This window comes from Dyadobacter sp. 676, from assembly GCF_040448675.1.
Classification (GTDB): Bacteria; Bacteroidota; Bacteroidia; order Cytophagales; family Spirosomataceae; genus Dyadobacter.
This window is the reverse complement of record NZ_CP159289.1, coordinates 5,790,695-5,812,207: the sequence shown is the minus strand read 5'-3', so window position 1 is coordinate 5,812,207 and position 21,513 is coordinate 5,790,695. Positions and strand designations below refer to the sequence as shown.

At 53.1% G+C, this 21,513-nt stretch carries 17 protein-coding genes; 8 read left to right on the top strand and 9 right to left on the bottom strand.

Features of this window, described 5'->3' with window-relative positions:
- Positions 1 to 59: 59 nt before the first annotated feature.
- Genes ABV298_RS25690 through ABV298_RS25680 form a run of 3 tightly spaced genes read right to left on the bottom strand, consistent with a single transcriptional unit; the run spans position 60 to position 4,299 of the window.
- Positions 60 to 830, bottom strand: a complete 771-nt coding sequence (locus tag ABV298_RS25690) for a LytTR family DNA-binding domain-containing protein (protein ID WP_353718991.1) — start codon at positions 828 to 830, stop codon at positions 60 to 62.
- Positions 811 to 3,852: a histidine kinase gene (locus tag ABV298_RS25685; protein ID WP_353718990.1), complete on the bottom strand. Its 3,042-nt coding sequence runs from the start codon at positions 3,850 to 3,852 to the stop codon at positions 811 to 813. Before ABV298_RS25685 ends, ABV298_RS25690 begins: the two co-directional genes overlap by 20 nt.
- A gap of 12 nt (positions 3,853 to 3,864) precedes the next feature.
- The gene (locus ABV298_RS25680) at positions 3,865 to 4,299 is read right to left on the bottom strand and encodes a globin (protein ID WP_353718989.1); all 435 of its coding nucleotides are present in this window, start codon (positions 4,297 to 4,299) and stop codon (positions 3,865 to 3,867) included.
- A 288-nt stretch (positions 4,300 to 4,587) separates the two neighbouring features.
- On the opposite strand from ABV298_RS25680, the gene ABV298_RS25675 reads away from it, so the two are divergent.
- Entirely contained in the window at positions 4,588 to 4,974 is a 387-nt protein-coding gene (locus tag ABV298_RS25675) for a hypothetical protein (RefSeq protein WP_353718988.1), read from the top strand.
- Positions 4,975 to 5,140: 166 nt separating this feature from the next.
- On the opposite strand, the gene ABV298_RS25670 is transcribed toward ABV298_RS25675, so the two are convergent.
- Positions 5,141 to 6,871 (bottom strand): Calx-beta domain-containing protein, encoded by a 1,731-nt coding sequence (locus tag ABV298_RS25670; protein WP_353718987.1) that lies wholly within the window; start codon positions 6,869 to 6,871, stop codon positions 5,141 to 5,143.
- 311 nt (positions 6,872 to 7,182) lie between these two features.
- Between ABV298_RS25670 and ABV298_RS25665 the strand changes: the two genes are divergently transcribed.
- The 6 genes from ABV298_RS25665 to ABV298_RS25640 all read left to right on the top strand — a co-directional run bounded on the left by ABV298_RS25665 (position 7,183) and on the right by ABV298_RS25640 (position 13,043).
- Positions 7,183 to 8,076, top strand: coding sequence for an OmpA family protein (locus tag ABV298_RS25665; protein ID WP_353718986.1), 894 nt, complete (start codon positions 7,183 to 7,185; stop codon positions 8,074 to 8,076).
- A gap of 34 nt (positions 8,077 to 8,110) precedes the next feature.
- Positions 8,111 to 8,578, top strand: a complete 468-nt coding sequence (locus ABV298_RS25660) for a hypothetical protein (RefSeq protein ID WP_353718985.1) — start codon at positions 8,111 to 8,113, stop codon at positions 8,576 to 8,578.
- Positions 8,579 to 8,628: 50 nt separating this feature from the next.
- Entirely contained in the window at positions 8,629 to 9,114 is a 486-nt protein-coding gene (locus tag ABV298_RS25655) for a hypothetical protein (protein ID WP_353718984.1), read from the top strand.
- A 506-nt stretch (positions 9,115 to 9,620) separates the two neighbouring features.
- Positions 9,621 to 10,817 (top strand): tail fiber domain-containing protein, encoded by a 1,197-nt coding sequence (locus ABV298_RS25650; RefSeq protein WP_353718983.1) that lies wholly within the window; start codon positions 9,621 to 9,623, stop codon positions 10,815 to 10,817.
- Between the two features lie 40 nt (positions 10,818 to 10,857).
- On the top strand, positions 10,858 to 12,198 hold the full coding sequence (locus ABV298_RS25645) for a T9SS type A sorting domain-containing protein (protein WP_353718982.1): 1,341 nt from the start codon (positions 10,858 to 10,860) through the stop codon (positions 12,196 to 12,198).
- Positions 12,199 to 12,416: 218 nt separating this feature from the next.
- Entirely contained in the window at positions 12,417 to 13,043 is a 627-nt protein-coding gene (locus tag ABV298_RS25640) for a response regulator transcription factor (protein ID WP_353718981.1), read from the top strand.
- A 461-nt stretch (positions 13,044 to 13,504) separates the two neighbouring features.
- Here the strand turns inward: ABV298_RS25640 and ABV298_RS25635 are convergent, their stop codons facing one another.
- From ABV298_RS25635 to ABV298_RS25615, 5 genes are all read right to left on the bottom strand, one after another.
- A complete protein-coding gene (locus ABV298_RS25635; protein WP_353718980.1) occupies positions 13,505 to 15,019 on the bottom strand; it encodes a RagB/SusD family nutrient uptake outer membrane protein in 1,515 nt (504 codons plus the stop codon).
- Between the two features lie 3 nt (positions 15,020 to 15,022).
- Positions 15,023 to 17,191 (bottom strand): SusC/RagA family TonB-linked outer membrane protein, encoded by a 2,169-nt coding sequence (locus tag ABV298_RS25630; RefSeq protein ID WP_353718979.1) that lies wholly within the window; start codon positions 17,189 to 17,191, stop codon positions 15,023 to 15,025.
- Complete coding sequence (locus tag ABV298_RS25625; RefSeq protein ID WP_353718978.1) at positions 17,127 to 18,404, bottom strand: TonB-dependent receptor plug domain-containing protein; 1,278 nt, start codon at positions 18,402 to 18,404, stop codon at positions 17,127 to 17,129. Before ABV298_RS25625 ends, ABV298_RS25630 begins: the two co-directional genes overlap by 65 nt.
- Positions 18,405 to 18,712: 308 nt before the next feature.
- Positions 18,713 to 19,744, bottom strand: a complete 1,032-nt coding sequence (locus ABV298_RS25620) for a FecR domain-containing protein (protein WP_353718977.1) — start codon at positions 19,742 to 19,744, stop codon at positions 18,713 to 18,715.
- 59 nt (positions 19,745 to 19,803) lie between these two features.
- Positions 19,804 to 20,490, bottom strand: coding sequence for a sigma-70 family RNA polymerase sigma factor (locus ABV298_RS25615; RefSeq protein WP_353718976.1), 687 nt, complete (start codon positions 20,488 to 20,490; stop codon positions 19,804 to 19,806).
- 287 nt (positions 20,491 to 20,777) lie between these two features.
- Between ABV298_RS25615 and ABV298_RS25610 the strand changes: the two genes are divergently transcribed.
- On the top strand, positions 20,778 to 21,332 hold the full coding sequence (locus tag ABV298_RS25610) for a metallophosphoesterase (RefSeq protein ID WP_353718975.1): 555 nt from the start codon (positions 20,778 to 20,780) through the stop codon (positions 21,330 to 21,332).
- Positions 21,333 to 21,513: the final 181 nt, after the last annotated feature.

Below are 21,513 nucleotides of genomic sequence, written 5' to 3'. Positions count from 1 at the left end.
GATTTTCGACAAAGAGAGAAAGGGCAATGCAATAGTTGCTTACAGGTGACAAAAGAAGATCAGCGGTCGCACCACCGCTTGAATGCGGGCGCCTTCTCGCGGCTGATGTCCATTTCAAAAAGCAAGGGCGCTTTGAGCCGCACGGTCAGTTTCTGGTTTTCATGCGGCGTAATACTCTGGATGGCGTCGATATGGATAATATACTGCCGGTTGGCACGGTAAAAATAGCGCGGGTCCAGCACTGCCTCGATTTCATCCATGGAATTGTAATCGAGCAGGTATTTTTCGGCCCTGAATGTGTGCATATAGTTGAAATTATCCCTGCAAAAACAGGCGATATCGCGGGTGTCGACCGGCACCCAGTGCTGACGAACGTTGACCAGAAATTTCTCCTTGTAACCCGGATACCCGCTTTCGGGCCTGGTGAGCATTTGCATGAGCTGACTCATTTGAGCCGAGAGGCCTGTTACCATGCCCGCTTTTTCCCTGAATTTGTCGAGGGCTCGTTTCAGGTCGCGTTCGAGAACCGGTTTGAGCAGGTAGTCGATCCCGTTCACTTTGAAAGCACGGATCGCATAGTCGCTGTATGCGGTGGTAAAAATGACGGGGCATTTAAGATCGTAAAAATCGAAAACATCCAGACTGATACCATCGCTGAGCTGGATGTCCATAAACATCAGGTCGGGTTCGGCGTTTTCGAGGAACCACTTGCGGGCCGTTTTCAGGCTGGGTAAAATGGCCGTCACCTCGATATCGGGCGCCAGTTGGCCAATCTTTCTTTCGAGCTGGCGGGCTACGAGCGTCTCGTCTTCAATGATGATTGCTTTCATGGGAAATGTCGGTTTCGATGTGGCATGCCTTTCCGTTACCGGCAATGAGCGGCACTTTGACCGTAAAAAAGCCATCGGCCTCCAAGCGCTGTACCGGCAGCGGCGTGAGATATGAATAAAGCGAGTAAAGATTTTTGAGTCCCTGCCTGTTGCTGGTTTCGACAAACCGCTTTTTTTGAAGATTGTTCCGTACAACGATGTAGCCGTTTTCCGGGTAAATCCTCACTTGCATCGGCAAATCCTGAGACATTACATTATGTTTGATCGCGTTCTCGACCAGGTTCCGGATCGTCACCGGCGCGATCAGCATGTTTTCGCAGGAAGCGTCAACGGAAAACTGTACATCGAGGCCTTCGCGGAAACGGGTTTGCTGTATCCTGACATATTCAGCGGCAAATTCCAGCTCCTCGCACAGCGGCACAAGCTCGTTATTCTGGTTTTTAAGGATATACCTGTAAGTAGAACTGAGCCCTTCGAGGAAGCGGCTGGCTTTCCCGGCGTCGTCCCAGATCAGGCTTTCCAGGGAGGCAAGCGAATTGAACAGGAAATGAGGATTGAGCTGTTGCTTGAGGCTTTCGAACATGACCAGCGTTTTCTCTTTTTCGAGCTTGTTCGCCTTGTCCTGCAATGCATAAATCCTTGCCTGCCGCTGCTTAATGGCCTCGATCCGCTTTCTGTGGAGGTAGTAGATCAGCCCGGTTACCAATGCCAACGAAACGGTTACGAACCAGGGCCGTTCCCACAGGGGCGGAGTGATGACGAATGTGAACTTCTCGCCGCTTTCCTGCCAGCTTATGCCATCGAGGCTCGCTGCCGCTTTGAATGTGTACGATCCGGGGGCAAGCGATGAAAACCGCACGACATTATTGTGCCCGTTCCGTACCCAGCCGGTGTGCAATCCATCGAGCTGGTAACGGTAATGCACCTTCTGCGGGTTTTGGTAATAGGCTGCGGTAAAATGTATTTCGACCGAATTTTCGTTCCAGTCGAGCCGCAGCCCGCCGGGCGTCGCCATGAATGCCGCATCGAACTGCCTCGGCTTGAAAAGCGTGTCCTCGTGGTTGACCGTCACGCTCATAATGTACACGTGCAGCTTCTGCTGCGACAGCGAAATTTTCAGGGGATCGAAATAATTGAGGCCATTGTGCCCTCCCCAGTACACGCGCCCGCGGGCGTCTTCGTAAATACTGCCCGGGTTCAGTTGCTTGTTCTGAACATTATCCCAGACGTCGAACCATTCCAGCTTCCGGTCCTTTTCAGAAAACCGGTATAAACCTTCGTCCGCCGCGATCCACACCCGCCCGTGGCGGTCGGCATAAAGGTTGGTGATCTGCGAAGTTTTCAGTTCCGGTATAATGCGTTTCTTTCTGAGGCCGGTACGTGTGCGCGTCACTTCGAAAAGCCCCACGCTGCCTGCCCAGACAGTCGAGTCGTTCCGTGGCAGTATGGACGTGACGAGCTTGCCGGGGTAGAATGTACTATCGGCATAAATTGTCCGAAAATGCCCGTCGAGATATAATAACCCTTTGAAAGTACCCACCCATATATTGCCTGTGCGGTCGGTACGGGCGGTTTGAAGGATATAATCCGAACCGGCGAAGCGGAGCTCCGTCAGCAGGTGGGTATTGCGGTCGAGCAGGTAGCACGAAGCGTCGGCGAGGATTAGCTGGTTACCGCCGCCCACGGTTTGAATGCCATAGATGTAATCGTGTTCCACTTGCCCGCGGAGCGCATTACCCTCCTTTCCCGGCGGATAACGCGGCTTTTCGAAGCTTCCGGTACGGGGGTCCATCAGGAGCGGGCCGCCGGAGCCGGGGCCGAGAATGAGGCGCTCCCCGTCGAAATTCAGGGCATGGATGGTCGGAAAACGAAAATCGGGGTCACCGGCAACCGACGGCATAAATGTATCGAAGCGCCCCGTCGACGGATCGAGGCAAGAGAGCCCCTCCGTCGTAGCCATCCATATCCGCCCCGCTCCGTCGCCGGTTATGGCCCGGATGTCGTTGTTTTCTTCGTTCAGCAGGTTACGAAAATTGCGGAGCCAGGTAATGGTATGCCGGTCGGGGTTAAAAAACAGGATACCCTGCTTGGAAACGAGCCAGATCGTGCCGTCATCGTCGCGGTAGCCCGTAATGATCTCATTATTGCTCAGTTCGCGTCCCTGGTAATAAAACACGGCCCGTTTGAACCTGCCGTTGCCCCGTTCGTAAAGGTAGCACCCCTTGCTTGTCGTAACCAGCGCCCTGGCTCCGCCAAGCGGCATTACCGAATTAATGGTCAGGTAAGTTGCGGCCGGAGTGAAGCGCGCCGGGGCGATCTTCGACGCAGTCTCGGAGCGGAAGTCCAGCTCGAACATTTCCAGGTCCGCATTGGTTGCCCACAGGATGTCTTCCGAAAACGGAGCAATCGCCCTGACGGCATGGAAATCGGTCTTGCGCACACGCCCCGTTCTGTAATTGTATGCAAACAACGCGTGCGTGTCGCCTATAAAAAACTCCTCGCCCGCCCGCCTGAATATCCGCCGGTAGAAAACCATGCCGCCCAACCCGGGAATGGGATGGGGCTGAAATACGCGCCGCCGCCGGTCGTACCGGTACAAACCGCTACCGCTCAGCGCCCACACCTGGTTGTCGGGCGTAATATCCAGCAAATTGAACTTCGGTTTCCGCCCGCCCGCGATCGGCACCGCCCGGAACCCCTCCCGATCGTCGACGTAGGTCCTGAGCTCGTTGTGGCTGCTTAGCCAGATCTGCCCGTTCAGGTCGACCGCGATATCCAGCCAATCTTCGCCTTCGGCATCGAACCGCACGGTATTGCGGCCGTCGAACCGCTGCACAACCCGCCTGGACAGTATCCAGAGAAAGCCTTTCTTGTCCTTCACCAGCTTGTGAACATTCGACATACTGATGCCGCTCCCCTCCCCCAGCATTTGCACATTGTAATCGGGTAGCTGCCCGAGCAACCGTTCCGGCAATAACAGGAACAGAAAAAAGGACAAAAACAGCTTTGCAGATGCGGCCATGCCTGATAGTTTCTATTGAAGATCAAAAATCCCGAATTCAATTGCGCTGATACAGGCCATCCAGGCCAGCTCCGATTCCAGAGGCCATTCGTAGCCAAAGGCCTTTTTCAATGTCCAGATCAAACTTTCGGCAAATCGCCTGAAAATCACCTTGTTAAACCCGTTGGTCTTCAATGCCGACGCCAATCGTTGCAGGTGTGCAGCCAGTTCATCCGGGCGGTCCAGTTTGCTGATAATCCCTCCCAGCAGATTTTTCAGGCCCTCGTTCGGGTCGTCCGTCAGCCCGTCGGAAAGAATGCGGTCGAGGGACTTCCGGGTCTGGGGATAGTCGAAAAGGAGTTTTCCAAAAAAAACGTCGCCGATAATCTGGGCACGGATGTTTTTTAAAAACGACCATTCTCTTTTAACTAACCTGATTTGCTCATAGGTGGGTCCGACGTGTTCCATGTATGCATTTTTGGAGCAAAAATTTAATAAAAGTGGCGGGGAGGCGAACTAATTTTTGAGCAGTCGGGGCAAACGCTGAGTGAGATGTAGCAAATCGTCAATTAACCGTTTTCAGGCCAGGACGCCGGATTATCTTCCATCCCCTTTTAGCTTCATTGCCGTTTCCCGCGTTTCCTTCCGGTTTTGGCACTTATCAAGCGTAAAACACTACGCTTCGACGAATAAAAATTCCCCGCCCGGCGCCTTGGGAACTAGTTTTGAACCATCAAAACAAAAAAACAGCAAGTCATGAAAACAATGAAAAGCTCCCTGTACACAGCAAAAATGTTTGTCCTCGCCGCAGCTATGCTGCTTTCCTGCAAGGACGACGAGCAAAAAGCGGCACCCGAACCGATGGGATCGCTCATTTCCTACACGACGATCAGCTCCACAAAATTCGATCGTATAGATATTACCGTAAATGGGGAAGTCAAAGCGGTATTGAACGGGCCGTCGTTTCTGAAACCCGCTTGCGGCACGCCGGCATCCAAATCGGTCAGCAACGTAGCGCTGCCCGCAGGTACGCACATGATCGGCGCGAAGCAATACAAGGACGGCAAAGTGGTAGGAAGCTGGTCGGAAGCACCGACGAAAATTCCAGCCGGCGACTGTAAAAAAATCGCCTGGGGCGAATAGCCGGTCATGTTTCGTGACCGGAACATCATTTGGTTTCTGCTCGTGGAAATATGCCTGGCCATGCATCGTGCACGGCCAGGCGCCGCGGTTTTTTCGCGACAAGGCATAACGTGCCGGAAATGCGCTCACAAATACCACTACCGGTATCCGGCGCTACGCCTGTACGTCATCTGGCAACGACGAATTTGAAAGTTTCACCGCTTTCAACCGATAAGAAATAGAAGCCCGGCAACAAATCGTCGATCGGAATTTGTTGCCTGCCGCCGGTAAGACGCAGCTCTTTGCGCACTTTTCCGGAACTATCGATCACCTTAGCTCCATTTGGCAAGGGCCTCCTGTTGCCCAAATCGACCGTCAAATAGTTCCTGGCGGGATTGGGAAAAGCAACGACCGGTGCCGGCTGATTCCAGCCGATTTTAATCATACGGCTGTAAGTCGAAGAGCCGTCCTGATCTACCATATGCAAACGGTAAAAATTCACCGGACCGGGGGCTCCGTCGGTGTATGCATAATTATGGTTACCTGATCCCGATGCCGGTACGACACCGATTTTCTCGAACCCGCGTCCGTCACGGCTCCTGAGCACTTCGAAATAGGCCGTATTTTCTTCCTCGGCGGTAGTCCAGCGCAACGAGGCGGCGCCATTGTCCTGCATATTGCCTGCGAAACCGATTAGCCGGAGCGGCAGGTTGGTGTCGTCGTCGGCAATATCCACGCCGACGGTATTTTGCGCCGGAGCGGCGGTATATTGAAAAAGGTTTGAATCGGAAGCGCCCAGAAGTGTGCAAACGGCCGTTTCGGTATTCTCGTAGAGGGTGTCGTCCACGACATTCAGGTAAATATCGCCGAAAATGTGATAAGCGGGTAGCACCGCCGGGGACGCGATATAGTCCGTTCCGCCGGGCGTAGCGCTGCCGCTGAACTGGATATTGGCCGAAACGACTGATGCCGCCACGTAGTCGCCGGGCAAGCTTATTCTGATAATCCCCGGAGCGGCCGGTTCGGCGGCATCCGAGATTTTCACAAGGTTTACTACCGCGTTGGCCGGGACATAATCGTCATCGGCAAGCGATACGTTGATATTGTCGTTGGCCGGATCGGGAGGAAAAATAAAAGCATTGCCCCCACCGTCCGTAGCGCTTCCTGACAGCAATCTAAACGAGATCGTCTCCTGCCCCTCGATAATATGATCGTCGGTTGCGTTCAAAAAAATCGAGACCGCGTTGGTATTCGGGGGAATAACAATTTCTCCGAATGCCTGAAAATCAACACCCGGCCTAGCATTGCCGTCCAACCGGTAACCGATAACGACCGGCCATGCGGAAGTGGCGACGCCGGCCAGCTTGACGGTAAATGTGGTTTGCCCGGCTGGTTCCGAGAAATCGGTCCCTTTCAGTACCTGAATGGGCGTCGTAGAGGCCGCATTGGCGTCGATAATGCCGACGCGGGCGCTCCGGTTGCCGGCATCTACAGGTATGTTCTGGCCAGCCGAAATAGCGGCTAAGAGTTGAAGATCAACGCTTTCAGGCCCTTCGATTATTCCGTCATTTCCGGCATCGACTTCAACAAATACTTCCGTCGCCCCAGCCGGAATAACGATATTGCCCGCATTTAATCCCACTAAATTAAAATCGGTACCGGGCCCGGGCGTTGCCTGAGCCGTGCCGGAAAGTGCAAATTGCACAACAATGTCGTTGCCGACCGGGACCGGGTAGTGCAGGCCGACTTTGTACAGGCCATTCATACCGCCTTCAATTGCATCGGATACCTTTTGAAGATAAACGTACCGCACGGGCGGCTGACTAAAACCATCCGTTAAGATACTGCAAAGAAGCGTCATCGCCACCAACGACGATGTAAGAGTATGCCGGAGCATCGTCAAGGTAAAAGTTTTCATAAAGGTTTAAAAAGGGATGTTTTGAAATTCAAACACGGTTAAGAGCCGGTAATTTATTCGGCATTAGCTAACAAATCGTACCAATTAACACTTAATTAATGTAAAATTTTAGCTACAATATCTTCCAAACAGGACGGCTACCTTCTCCGGACCTTCCATTGTACGTCCATGTCGTTTTGCCATCAGGGCCGATTGTCAAAATAATTTGTCATTGATAGTATTATTTCACAAAAATATATAACTTTTGTTCACTTTCGACGTCGACGCAATTCCTGGCCCGGCACCTACTAGTCAACTAAAACCATTTATGTATGTCAAAGAATTCTACGTTCTGGTGGATCGCCCTGGCCGTTTGGATGGCGGGGGCCACCTGGTGGCATGTATGCAAGATTAAGCAGTTATGCGACGCGTCGCTCGTCCCTGCCGACGCGCCTTCGGTTGAAGCCGTCGAAATTGTTCCTTTGCGCATTACCGACGGAGCCGGCCTGTCGTTGGTTTCCCCGGGGAATTTCGGTTTTGCGAAATCAGGCGCAGCCGCCAACCTTACCGCCGTGAAAAAGGAGCTCGATTCCCTCGCGGCTTACCTGCGCGCCAATCCGAAGAAAAAGCTGACCATTACCGGCTACTACCACTCCTCGGAGGTCAATGATTCGAAATGGTCCGACCTGGGCATTGCACGGGCGGAGGGGATCAGGCAGTACTACGTCGACATGGGCCTGCCAGCCGCCTCGCTGGTGACCGCCAGCGAGTTACAGGAGACAATTCGTTTCAGCCCCGATTCGCTGAACGGCGGTATCGGCTTCGCATTCGGGACGCAGGAACCGACCACCGAGGATGCGCTTGCGGGGGCCCAGAAATACCAGGGCCTGTTCAAGCCGCTGGACCTTTACTTCAATACGGGCAGCACCGATTATATACATACCGCCGATAACCAGAAATTTGTCGAAGAAGCGCAAAAATACCTCGCCGCCAATAAGGACAAAAAACTCTTGCTGACGGGCCACACCGACAACACCGGAAATCAGGCAGGCAACGTGCAACTGTCCAGAAAGCGGGCGGATGAAGTGAAGCGGCAGCTGGTTTCGGCAGGGTTACCGGAGGATCAGCTGGTGACGGCGGCCAAAGGACAAGCCAGCCCCAAGGAATCCAATAGTACCGCCGAAGGAAGGGCCGCCAACCGTCGTGTAGAGATTATCGTTCAATGATACGGCAGATGTTCAACTTAATAATTGACAAGATATGTTCCAATTAAATCCGCTTGATCTTACGAATGCCTGGTGGCAACATCTGCTGATGTTAATAATTCCGGGTGTGATAGGTTACATAATCGGCTACCGCAGGGGTAACGGCACGATCGCCGGCTTGCAGGCCCGGCTGGCGCAACTGGACACGGAAGTCGAACAGTGCCATCAAAGTGTCGCGTTGCTTGCGGTTCAAAAGCCCGCTGCGGCAACATTCGACGACCTGAAAGTGGTGGAAGGGATCGGCCCCGCCATCGAGAAACTTTTGAACGAATCGGGTATCCGGACTTACGTACAGCTAAGTAATACTTCTCCCGAAACCATCAGGGAAATCCTCGGCCAGGGCGGGCCGCGTTTTCAGGTACACGACCCGGAAAGCTGGCCAAAACAGGCCGAAATGGCGGCTTCGGGCAAATGGGCGGAACTGAAAGAGTGGCAGAATGTGCTGAGCGGCGGCAAAGCATAGGCACAGATCCTCAAAAATGACAAGGTTTAATTAAGCAAAGATATTTAACTATGGTACTATTAGATATTACGCCATTGAGCAAACCCGTGGCGATTTCCGAGATATTGATCCTGATGATCGCCACGACGCTGATCGGATGGCTGATCGCCCGGTGGATCACCAACGGCAGGGCGCAGGGGCTGCGCGAACAGATCGCCGCACGTGAAACCGAGCTGGACGATTGCCGCAGCAAGCGCCGGCGAGACAGTTTTGCCGACATTTCAAACGTAGCCGCACCAACCCGCGACAACCTGAAAGTGATAGAAGGGATCGGCCCAAAAATAGAAGAGCTTCTGAACAAGGCGGGCATCCTGACATTCGGGCAGCTCGCCCAATCGGACCCCGTCCGGATCGAGGACATATTGAGAAAGAACGGCTCGCGCTATCAGATCCATGATCCCGCCAGCTGGGCACAACAGTCGGCTCTCGCGCGGGACGGCAAATGGGAAGAGCTTAAAGAACTTCAGGACAAGCTGGACGGGGGAAGGACTGTTTGAGACCGTGCCGTTCGGGCAAAACCTGGCAGCCCGCAACAAGCCAGGATAAAAAACACGCAGGGGCGTTCTGTCTTTTCCAGAACGCCCCTGCGTGTTTTTTGTGCCGCGTACAGGTTTATTTCAGGCCGGTTCCGTTTTAAGGACCGGCACCGTTGCACAACCGGACCGGAGCGCGGCGCCATCCCGATTCACGTGTGCTGCCCCCGTCGTCATCGGCTCTTTGCCAGGCATTACATACTGCATTTCATTTGAAAATAGAACTAATACTACAAATATAGATTTATTTCTCTGCCATTGTTGTAGACATCGACAGCGTGTTTTGACACACTATATCTATGTTTGTCGCCGTACGCAATATCCACATATCCGCGGCGGATATTGCCCCGGCATCGAATTGAACCGAGCTGCGAAGGCCTCGCGGTATAACGGTCGCGCCACGACCGTCACGCACACGACAAAACTGATTACAGGTTCTCAAACATAATGGTTTCAAACGTAAATTTCTTATGAAAACAAATCAACTGTTATCCACCATCTCCCTTGCAGCGTTTACTGCCTTGTCGACGGCCTCCATGGCCCAGGTGAAAATTGGTTCAAACCCCACGACGATAACCCCGGGGGCCAACCTGGACGTCGAAGGGCAAAACAGTAGCCACACGGTAGTGATGCAATCCGGTAATGTGGGGATCAACCATCCGAATCCGCCGACTACCTTACACGTCCAGGCGGTCTCAAACCTGGACCTTCCTTCCGCCGCTAATGTCGTGGCGCGTTTCGATCCGGTGGGTGGGTCCAATATCGATTCGGCTGCGTCCATTGCGATTAATGCCGGACGTGCCGTAGTAGGGTTTGCCATCGATGCCGAACAGAGTAAATACGCGTTTCTGCGGGGAAACTCGACTACCGATCTCCGCCTGCAGGTGATCGATGCGAACCAGGTTCTTCAGGAAGACGCGTTCGTGATCTCGACGCTGGGTAGCAGCACGGGCTTTATCGGTATTAATAACGAAGCTCCGCAATCCCGCCTGGACGTTCGGGGAGACATAAAAGCGGTCGCAAACCCCGGTGCGCAAACCGGCAACATCTGGAACGGCACTTCCAATGTGAGCGGTTTTGAAGTGCGTACTACTGCGGCGGGCGACGCATGGGTGGGCATCCAGCGTGCGGGATCGGTATCTCCGTTGCACGTTTCCAAGCCGGCCGGAACGACATCCGGGGAGATGATCAACTTCGCCGTGGGCGGCAACGGAGTTGGCGCGATCACGCACACTACTACCAATGTGCAATATAACACCACGTCGGATCAACGCCTCAAAGAAAACATCCGGGCCACTAAATTTGGGTTAGAAGCATTGAAAGCCGTGAAAGTATACGATTACAACTATAAGAAAGATCCTGCCAAAACCCTTTCAACGGGCGTACTTGCACAGGAATTGCACGCGGTATATCCGCAGGCTGTGACCGTCGGTGGTGCCGATGCTAAAACCGCCCCGTGGCAGGTCGATTACAGCAAGCTGGTTCCTATGCTCATCCAATCGTTGCAGGAGCTTGACAAGGAAGTGGAATCGTTGAAAAACGAAAAGGCGCAGCTAAGTGCCGAGTTGAAGCGGAAAGAAGCGGCCTATGCCGGATTTAACAATCGCCTTAGCCAACTTGAACGCGCGCTTAACGGCGGAGAGGATGCGAAATCGGTGAGCCGATGAAACGAATAACCAACATTTCCGACATTAAAAAGCCTTTACAATGAAACAGAACTATACCAGTTCATCCGGCACGCGATGGATCAGCACAACAGTCGTAGCGGCCCTGCTCTTGTTCGGCCCCGTGGCTCGCGCCCAGGAAGGCAGCCAGGGTAATACCACGATTTTCGGCGGCGCCCAGATGACCTTCTTCGGCAACCACAACTTTGTGACCGGCGGCGGGGGCGCTCAGCCCGGCGTAATCCTTACCGAACGGGCGTCGGGCAACTTCGGCGTGCTCAACTTCTCCGGCGACAACCTTACTTCCACCGGCGCCTCCGATGCGGGCTATGTGGACGGCTACGTGCGCAAGTACGGGACCGGCACATTCGTTTTTCCCGTCGGTGACAATGGCTTTTTAGGCCAGTTTGCGGCTTCGGCCGACGGAACCATGGGCGCGTATTTCCACGCCGACCCCAATACCGCCATTACCAGCAACCTTTTCACCGGATCGGACTACACCGCCCTTCCCAACGGCGGGCCTTTTGCGACAAGCAGCGTGGGCGCTAACGTCGACGTCGTCAGCACGGTCGAATACTGGGATATCGACGGCGCGAACGCGACCCCGCTGACCCTCACATGGGACGCGGGAAGTGCGATCGCTTCTTTGACCGGAAGCCAGCTTAACAAACTGACGATCGTAGGCTGGAACGGGACAGAATGGGTGGCCATTCCCTCCAGAGTCGACACTATATCCGTATTGGGCGGCAGCAGCGATCTGACAACGGGTTCCATCACGACCGTAGCGCCACTGGCGCCCGACACCTATACGGCGTATACCTTCGCGTCCCTTCTGGTACCGATGCCGGTTACGTTGGTCAAGTTTACGGCTGTTGCCGAAAACGGCACTGTACTGCTCGGCTGGTCGACGACGGAAGAGACCAACAGCGACCGTTTTGAAATCCTTCGCAGCACGGACGGCAAGAAGTGGGCGCACATCGGAACCGTCGCGTCCAGCGGAGAAAGCAAGGTCCTGGTCAATTACCGGTACGTGGACCGCAACCCGGTTGCCGGGGTAAATCTTTACAGATTGAAAATGATCGACCGCGCGACGGATGGCGACAACGCCGCATTCGCGTATAGCGGGATACGTGACGTGAGGGTCGACGGCGGGTTAACGATCGGGCTGTACCCCAACCCGGTGTCCGACAAACTACTGATCAGCAATTCGGACGAGGTCCGCGAATTGAACCTGAGCACCGTTTCGGGAACGAGGATTATTCACCAGCTTCGTCCGCCTAAAGATGGCATCGATGTTACACGGCTTACGCCCGGCATTTATATGCTAAGCCTGACCCTGTTTGACGGCACTATCAGCACACACAAAATAGTCGTTAGCAGGTAACCGAACGGGTAAAGCCGGGTAGCAATCGCTATCCGGCTTTCAATGCGTACGGGGCTGGTTACCGGCGTCATTTTAGGTAAATACCTGCCCCTTCATGACGCCCTTTTGTTCCTCCCCTGCATTGCGGCATTAAAAAAATCGACCCTCCGACCGGCTCATCCGTTTATTTGAACGGGCGTGTTATTACATTGCATTCTTATGCCATCAAAAGTTGAATAATGAAAGTTCTATTGATCGAAGACCATTTTCTAGTCCGCATGAGCCAGAAGATTGTGCTCAACGAACTTTACCGGGGCGCAACAATCTCGGAAGCGGAGAATTTCGAAGATGCATTATCCTACGTCAGGGTATCACCCTTCGATTTGATTTTACTGGACATCGACATTCCCGGCGGGAAAGGCAGGACGATGATCGACCGTATCAGGCAAATACAGCCCGACGTCATTATACTCATGTGCTCGGCCGCCGACGAGCAAACTCACGCTCTGGAATACATTACCGCGGGCGCAAAAGGTTATTTATCCAAATCGGCGGAAAAAAGCGAAGTAATTGCCGCTATCACAACGGTTGTAAAAAATAACCGATATCTCAGCCAGGCCGTCCAGGAGCATTTGTTGGAAGCTGTTTCAACCGGTAAAAGATCAATGAGGCAACTGAAAGCGACTAACAAGCTGTCGGAGAGGGAAAAAGAAGTCATGCACATGCTGATAAAAGGCAAATGGATCAAAGAAATTGCATCCGATTTAAATCTTCGTACCAATACCGTCAGCACCTTTAAGGCCAGGATATTTCAGAAACTGGGTGTTTCCAGCGTTATCGAACTGGCCAAAAAAGTACAGGAATAAATACTTCGTACCCAGCTCGATTCAAGCTCTCATTATCAATTGGTAATTGAAAGTATAAACGAAGGCAAATAGAAACTAAAAATTTCCGGCAACGTCACAGCTACGATATTAAACGGTTAAAACTTCTGCGATTCACAAACCATTTTTATAAATGCCGGCATTTGTCGGGAATTAATATCGATATTCCGAATATCCAGCACTTCATTTATCAGTTTCAAATATTATTCATAAAAAAGGTTTGCTGCCATTTTACCGCCGGCGCGTTTTTTCAATCCCGAATATAGCAACGTCCATCGACCTTAAATTGGCATCGATTTCCAGGCCAATACGCCGTTTAAAGGTCGGGGAACAGGTTCGTTCCTATCTGGCGGAGTCTGAAAATATTTAAGCCCTGAATGAGTTATTTTCAGGGCTTAAATATTCAACCCGACAACTACTCTCCTGCTATTTGCGGGGTCGCGTTATTGATACCCGGTGGTTTGCACAAGATTTGGGTTTTTGATGATTTCGTCGGCCGAAATAGGATAATAATTATGAAACGGCTTGATATTCGCGGCGCCTACCGGGTTGTCGTCCGCCACTGATTTGACGGCTTCCACGAGTTTTCCCCATCTCACCAGATCGGGCCTGCGCTGGTATTCGCCCACAAACTCGATGGCGCGCTCCTTCATGATCGCTTCGCGCAGGCTTCCTTCGGAAAGGCCGGCCAGCTCTTTCAGCCCCGCACGTTTCCTTACCTGATTCAGCCATTTTACGCTTTCTGCCGTGTTTCCCTGCTCGTTGTAGGCTTCCGCGAGCATCAGAAGCACATCGGCATACCTCAGCACGTACAGGTTTTTGCCGCTGGCCTGCGCATTCGCTTCCAGGTCCCAGAACTTGGGCCCGTACCACGGACGATTTTCCTTGGGCCATGTTTTGAACTTCTGCCCGTTATAACCATAACCGAGTACAACCTCCCTGCGCAGGTCGTTCGGTTCGAACATATCGACCAGCCGGGCCGTGGGGATATAAACATGCCAGCCGTCGATCACGTATTTGCCAAAATCGACGCCCGCGTAGGTGCTCGATCCCGCATCCCGCGTAGGCATGTAATAGTTCACGAGCTGGTGTGTCCTCACGTTGTTGGATGTAGCCGCGTTGCGCAGGAACTGTACCGCGAAAATCGATTCCGCATTGTTTTTATAGCGGTTCCAGATATCGAAAACATCGGCATAGCTGGGAAGCAGGGAATATTTGCCGCTTTCGACCACACGCAACGCGGTCTTCTGTGCATTGGCCCAATCCTGGTTGTATAAATATACTTTGGCCAGGAGCGTCAACGCGGCCCCCTGGGTTACCCTGCCCGCGTCGCTGGCGCTCGTGGTCGGCGGGAGCGCTTCGGAGGCTTCGCCCAGGTCCCTGATGATTTGCGCGCGCACATCGGCAAGCGGGGCGCGCGGAAGCTGGCTCACGGCGTCTACGTCCAGCTCGTCGGTCCATAGCGGCACATCGCCAAACGTATTGGTTAATATAAAGTACCACAATGCCCTTAAAAACTTGGTTTCCCCTACAAGCCGCGCCTTGACTTTGTCATCGATAGGCGCTTTGGACACCCTCGCAATGACCATGTTGCTGTTTTTAATGGCGCCGTACAATGTGCCCCACATCCCGCCCGTACCGGTGTTGCCGGAATTGAAGGTGAAGTCATTGGGCACAAGGTTGTTGGCATCCGTGCTGAACGAGAGGTCGGTCCCGAGCTCGGTCATCGACCAGAACACCGTTGCGCCGTAAACGCTGTAAAGGGATGTGTAAACGCCATTTACAGCCTGGGTACACTGGTCGGCGTTGGCAAAAAAATTGTCCGGCGCTATAAACGTCTTCGGTTCTTCGTTCAAAGCGTTATCGCATCCCTGTATAAAAACGCTGCCGGTCAGTACGAGCAGGAATGCATATATTTTCCCGGCTTTCATTTTGATCTTCATCTTGTTAATGAACATTATTTAAAAAGAAACATTTAAACCGAATGTCGCGACGCGGGCATTAGGGTAACTGCCATTGTCGGCCGCAATAATCGTCGAGCTGCCGCCACCATTGTTCACTTCGGGGTCGAAACCATTGTATTTGGTCAGCAAAAACAGGTTGGAGCCGCTTACGTATACCCGCATATCCCTGATGATCTTTTTCAGGAAAAAACCGCCCAGGTTGTAGCTGATCTGCGCCGATTTCAGACGGAGCATCGAGGCATCGTGCAGAAAGCGGCTGGTGGGGATATTGTCGCGCGAGTTGACAGCCGGAATGTCCGAGGTGGGATTACTTTCCGACCACCTGTCAACCATATATCTGAACTGGTTCGTCAGATTGGTGCCGGTCCCCATGAAAAACTCCTGCCCGTTGTACATCTTATGCCCCTGACTAAACTGGAAAAAGAAATCGAGCGACAGCCGTTTATAACTCAGCGTGCTTCCGAAGCCGCCGTAAATTTTCGGGTTCGCCGGCGCTAGGTAGTGATAATCCACGGTGTTCAGCACGCCGTCGTGATTGTAATCCAGATACCGGGGCCCGCCGGGTTTGTAAAAGCTGGCAGCGGATACATACGTACGGTCGCCGGCAGCTTTTTTCAGCTCAGCGTCGATTTCCGCCTGGTTCTTCCAGGTGCCGGCATATTCCACCCCGTAATTGGCCCCGATGGGAATACCTTTTTCCAGATAGCTGGTGATCACGCCATATCCGAAACCCGCATCCAAAGCGACCTTGGTAAGGGGGCCGATATCGGTCACCTCCTGCTGGTTGGTCGAGATATTCACGACGGCATTCCAGGTGAAGTCGTTGCGCCGGATCACATCCCCGCTGATAGAAAAGTCGAAACCTTCGTTCAGCGATTCCCCGAGATTGACCAGGCGGGAAGAATATCCCGTTTGCGAGGGAATCTGCACGGTGAGCAGCAGGTTTTTGCTCAGCATCCGGTAGTAATCGGCCAGGAGGTTGACCCTGCCATTGAGCAATTCGATATCCAGACCGACATCCAGCTGTCCGGTGGTTTCCCAGGTGAGCTTGTCGTTCATCAGGTTCCCCTGCGTATAGCCCAACGCCTGCGTACCGCCGAAAATGTAAGAATTGCTGTTGGCGCTCAGCGATGCCAGGGACTGATAATTGGCAATACCCTGGTTTCCGGAAACACCATAGCTTACCCGGAGGGAAAGGTCCGAGATCAAATGCCTGATCCTCGAAGATTCGTAAAACGGCTCGGCCGACACCCTCCACTTGACGGCGCCCGACGGGAAAAAGCCCCATTTCTTGCCCGCCGCAAAATTGGATGCACCGTCGCGGCGGCCGGTGAGCGTGAAGTAATAGCGTTTCCCGTAGTCGTAATTGATACGTCCCAGGAAAGAAACGATCGTATTTTCGTCCAGGTTGGAAGCAATGCCCCGGTAGGCCTGCACGGTCAGGCCGAGGTTGTTGTATTGGGTGATGTCGTTGGTGAGCTGGCTGCCCGAGGCGTAGAGCCGGTCGACTTTCCTGGACTGGTAGCTGCTTCCGAGCAGGAAATCTAAATGATGCTTGCCAATGCTCTTCGAATAATTCGCCGTATTCTCGTTGATCAGGCTGGTTGTGTTGTAAATATCCGACGAAGCCGAGCCGTACATGGCGTTATTGAGGATTTTGGTCGGCATGTCCGACGGGTTGTAGGTATCGCCGCGTTGGCTGATGAAATTGACTCCCAGCGTCGATTTCAGCCTGAGCCCGGGAACGGGTTCGTATTGCAGATAAAAATTCCCGATGACATTGTTGGCTACCTGGTTGTTTTTCACTTTGTCGACCACCGCTACCGGGTTGTCGATATGCCCGCCCGAATACCAGATCGGGTTGAAAGTTTCATAGGAACCGTCGGGTTTGTAAATCGGCATTGTCGGCGGAAGGTACAGGTACGACGACGACCAACTGCTGTTCGCGCCGAGTGCGGTGCTGGTGATTTCCCTTTTTTCACGGCTGATATTGAGATTAATCCCCAGCTCGACCCTGGACGACAGGTTCTTTGTAAAATTCAACCTTCCCTGATAGCGCTGAAAACCCGTATTTCTGATGATACCTTTCTGGTCGAGTACGTTACCCGACAGAAAATATGTATACCCGCGCTCGCCGCCTGCACCCCCCGGAGGCCGACAAGTCATAGGTCGAAAAGGGCGCCGTCCGGGTTACTGCGTCCATCCAGTCGGTTCCTTTTTCGCCCCTCAGGTTGACAATGGAATCGACATTGGGGTACACAATAGGCATTTTCGCGTCTATCCGCGCTTCGTTGATGAATTCCGCGAATTCCCGGGAATGCATCAGATCGAGTTTTCGGGGTAACTGGGATACTCCATGGCTGGTCGAAAAGCGGAAATCGTTCCTGCCCGCCTTTCCCTTTTTGGTGGTCACGAGCACCACGCCGTTCGCCGCACGGGAACCGTAAATAGCGGTTGTGGAAGCGTCTTTCAGGACATCGATGCTTTCGATGTCGGCCGGATTAATGGAATTGAGGTTCGTTCCGCTGGGATCGACGATACCGTCGATGACGTAAATCGGTTCGTTGGTGGCGCTGATCGACCTGGATCCCCTCACCCGGATCGTGGTGGGGCTGCCGGGTGCGCCATTGGTGGATTTGATGTAAACGCCGGCCATACGCCCCTGCAACATCTGGTCGACACGCGTCGCCGGGACGTTTTTGAGGTCTTTTTCGACATTGATCGAAGATACCGAGCCGGTCAGGTCTTCCCGCCTGCTATCTCCGTAGCCGATCACCACTACCTCGTCGAGCGCCTTGTTATCGACCGACAACCGGACGTCGATCACGGATTGGTTACCCACCACGACTTCACGGCTGGCATATCCCACGAAACTGAAAACCAGCGTGGGGTAATCCTCGGCGGTCACCAGTTGATAATTTCCGTTCTCGTCCGCCGTGGTACCGTGCGTCGTTCCTTTTACAACGATGCTCACACCCGGCAATGCGCCGCCGTCGTCGCCGGTCACCTGTCCTCTGACGGTCCGCTCCACCAGAACCCTCTTTACGGATGGAAGGGCAATGGACGAGGCGTAGACAAGATTTTTTGAGTTAGCAATTCCGAAGAAAGAGGGATCTGCCGATGCGTTTGTTTTCGTATTCTCCCCGGGCGTTTTTTCCAGGATCATATATCCGCCGCCGTCGGTCCGCTTATATACCAAGCCGGACGGTTTCAATACATTGGCGATGTTTTTTTCGAGGGACGCCTTATAGTCGACTTTGTCGGCCCTCACTGTGAGACCGTCGACGCTTTGGTCGAAAAAAACGATGTCGACATTGTAATGGGCCTGCAACTCGCGCAAAACCTCTTTCAAAGCTCTGGTGGCGGGCTGTTTTTTCATTGGTGTTTTCTCGGTCCGTAGCTGGGCCGAGGCCAACACCTGAGCGATGCCGGGGTTGAGAAATCCCAGCCAGACATTTAACAGGAGTGGAACTGGTAGAAATCGCATTAATCGCATAATCGGGAAATAAAGTGACAATAGTTCTTTGCTTTTCCCGGAGACGATTTGCGTCCTCTTCACTACGCGAATGTTAACTAAACTTAATATTGCAGGATAATGGCCGGGACTGGACCGACAAATGATTCAACCGCAAAACGGGCCGGTTTCCTGTCACATTCGTTATCGGAAACCGGCCCGTTTTTAATGGATTACAATGCGGTTGACCGCGATAGCGTGACGGTGTTGCCTTCGCGATGCACCCGCAAATGGGCCGCCTCTTTCAGAAAGCCTAAAAGCATATCGTCCGTGCGGGCCGTGAATGTACCGGTGATGGTCATCCGGGCAACGACGGGGTCGGCGATCCGGAGCTCCACCCCGAAATGGTCCCTGAACAACGGCGCCAGATCGGCCAAGGGTGTTTGATCAAAAATAAACCGGTGCTTTTTCCATGCCGAATAATCCCAGGGATGAGCCGTTTGCCCGATACTCGCATTCCCCTGTTCATCGAATGTAACCAGCTCGCCGGGTTTGAGCGTAAGCGTCCTGCGGTTTTCCTGGCCGCCGTACAACAGGCGGACCTTCCCTTTCGTGAGCACCACCCTGGGCGCCTCCCGGCGCGCATTGACCACAAATTCGGTACCCAGCACCACCACATCGAAGCCGTTTGATGTTTTGACTGTAAACGCCCGGTCATCAGGCACATGCCGGACGGAAAATTCGGCCTCTCCTGTTAAAATCACTTCCCGGCTGAGCCGGTCGAAACCGAAGCGGGGTACCAGCAGGGAGGAATGCGCGTTAAGGGTTACCAGGCTGCCGTCGGAGAGCGTCACCGTCCTGATTTCGCCGAAAGCGGTGCTATACTTCTGATACAAAAGCCGGTTCCTGGACAAGATCAGGCCCGCTCCCAAAACAACCAACGCGATTGCGGCCGCCATCCAGCGTTTACGACGAATGAAGCCTCCCGCTTTGCTGCCGGTTGCGGCCTCCGGCAGCATTGCTGCCCGCTTGTCGCCCGTATTCGTTTCGAGCCGTCTTTCCATGCCTGCGCGGTGTCGTTCCAGGGCCATTTCCAGATTCGCGATGTATTGCGGGTATTTTCCTTCCCATTCATCCAGATAAACAAAGAAAAGCTCTCTGTTCGCGGGGATTTTTGCCCAATCTTCGATCAGCTCATTTTGCAGCGGTGTGGTTTGCCCGGCAAAATAGTTAAAGAGTAATTCGCGTGTCACTTGCAGTTTCATCGACCTCGGTAATTAAACGGTGCCAGCCCTGTTACCGGCCTTGCATCTTTTTCCACGGCTTAAAAAAGTCGATGGAAATAAAACAACAACAACGGGAAAAGCCATTTGTCTTTCAATATCCTCCTGACTTCCTGGGTGGCCTGGTAACTTAGCGTCTCCACCGACCGGACGGGAATGCCCAGTTCTTCGGCGATCTCCATGTATTTCTTGCCTTCAAACCTGTGTTTAAGGTAAATCTGCCTTCTTTTCAAAGGCAGCGATTGCACCGCATTCTCCACGTCATGGTACAGTTCCTCGTACTGTGTAATCGAATCGGGGTCGAATGCGATCGAGGCCGGGATCTCACCCGATTGCTCGTCCAGCGGATTGCTCCGTAACATCTCGCTCCGGAGGTAATCGAACGCCCGGTTGCGAACAGACGTGTAGAGATAAGCTCTGTACGAAGTGGTTACGACCTTGTGCAGGTTATTGAGCTGAAATTCGAGAAAGATATCCGAAACAATATCCTCCGCGATTTCCCTGGACGAAACAAACCGGGCCGCGTGGCTGCACAGTTTGAGGTAATACCCTCTGAACAGCAATATGATGCCCGTATCAGGGTCCTCTTCGAATGCCTTCCGTATGAACAATTCCGAATCGGCAGGGAACTTTTCCGTTCGCCCGCCCGACAGGAACTTACCTCCCGCAAGGCTATTTTCTTTTGAAGAAAAATTATCCCGGGAGTGAAAAGTTTGATCAGATACCATTATCAAGTTAAGAAAAACAGGCCGCCACGGTTGCGCTATTTACCGGAAGACGATTATGTCCGCGCAAACTACGCTGCTTTTTACCGATTTTTTTAGCAACCGGATTTCAAACCGGCCGGCTCCATCGCAAACGCGCATTCCGGGCCGCATCGGCGGCTTGTTGATAACAATTTCATAATCCGGGCGCCAGCGGGAGATTGCCCTTTGCAGGTATTTTTGTGCCCCGGCGGGAGGAGGAAAGGGCTGTCGGGATACTTTTAGGAAAGCGGTCGAAATGGAAATGGGTAATGATTTATCATGTCGCCGGAAACCATGATGTGACAAACGACCCGAAACGGAGCGATATCCTGAGTTACCGGAAAGCGCTTGGAAAGGATTTCTACTTGATCAGGCACCAGGGCATGCGGGGGCTTGTCCTGAATTCGCTGTATTTCAAAAGCCCCGCTAGGGTGGAAAAGGAAGCCGCCGCTCAGGCCAGGTGGCTTAACAGGCAGCTGAAAAAAGCCCGGCGCTCATCGGCGCCCTTGGTCGTATTTCAGCACCACAGCTGGTTTTTAACAGATCCGGGCGAAAAGGACGAGTATTTCAATATTCCGGCCGCGACCCGGAACAAATACCTCGCGCTGTTCGCGAAGTACGGCGTAAGCCACATATTTGCCGGCCACTATCACCGCAATGCCTTCGGCAAGTCGGGGGACATCGAAATGGTAACAACGGGGCCTTTGGGAAAACCGTTGGGAAAAGATCCCTCGGGATTCCGTATCGTGAAGGTATCTTCCGGGAGGGTCAGCCATCAGTATTACGAGCTCGACCAGCTCCCCGAGCGCGTCGTTTTTGAATAGCACCGGACTGGCTAAGCCCGTCCCGGCAAACACTTGCCAGGATATGCCCGTACGGTGTTCGCACTCTTCGAGCCTTTGATAAGGGTCTAATGCAGCGTTGATCTACTAAATATTTAGTAAAATATCTAACCATTTAATTTGCTTACTAATTTTTTAGTAGTAAGTTTACCTGCATAACGTT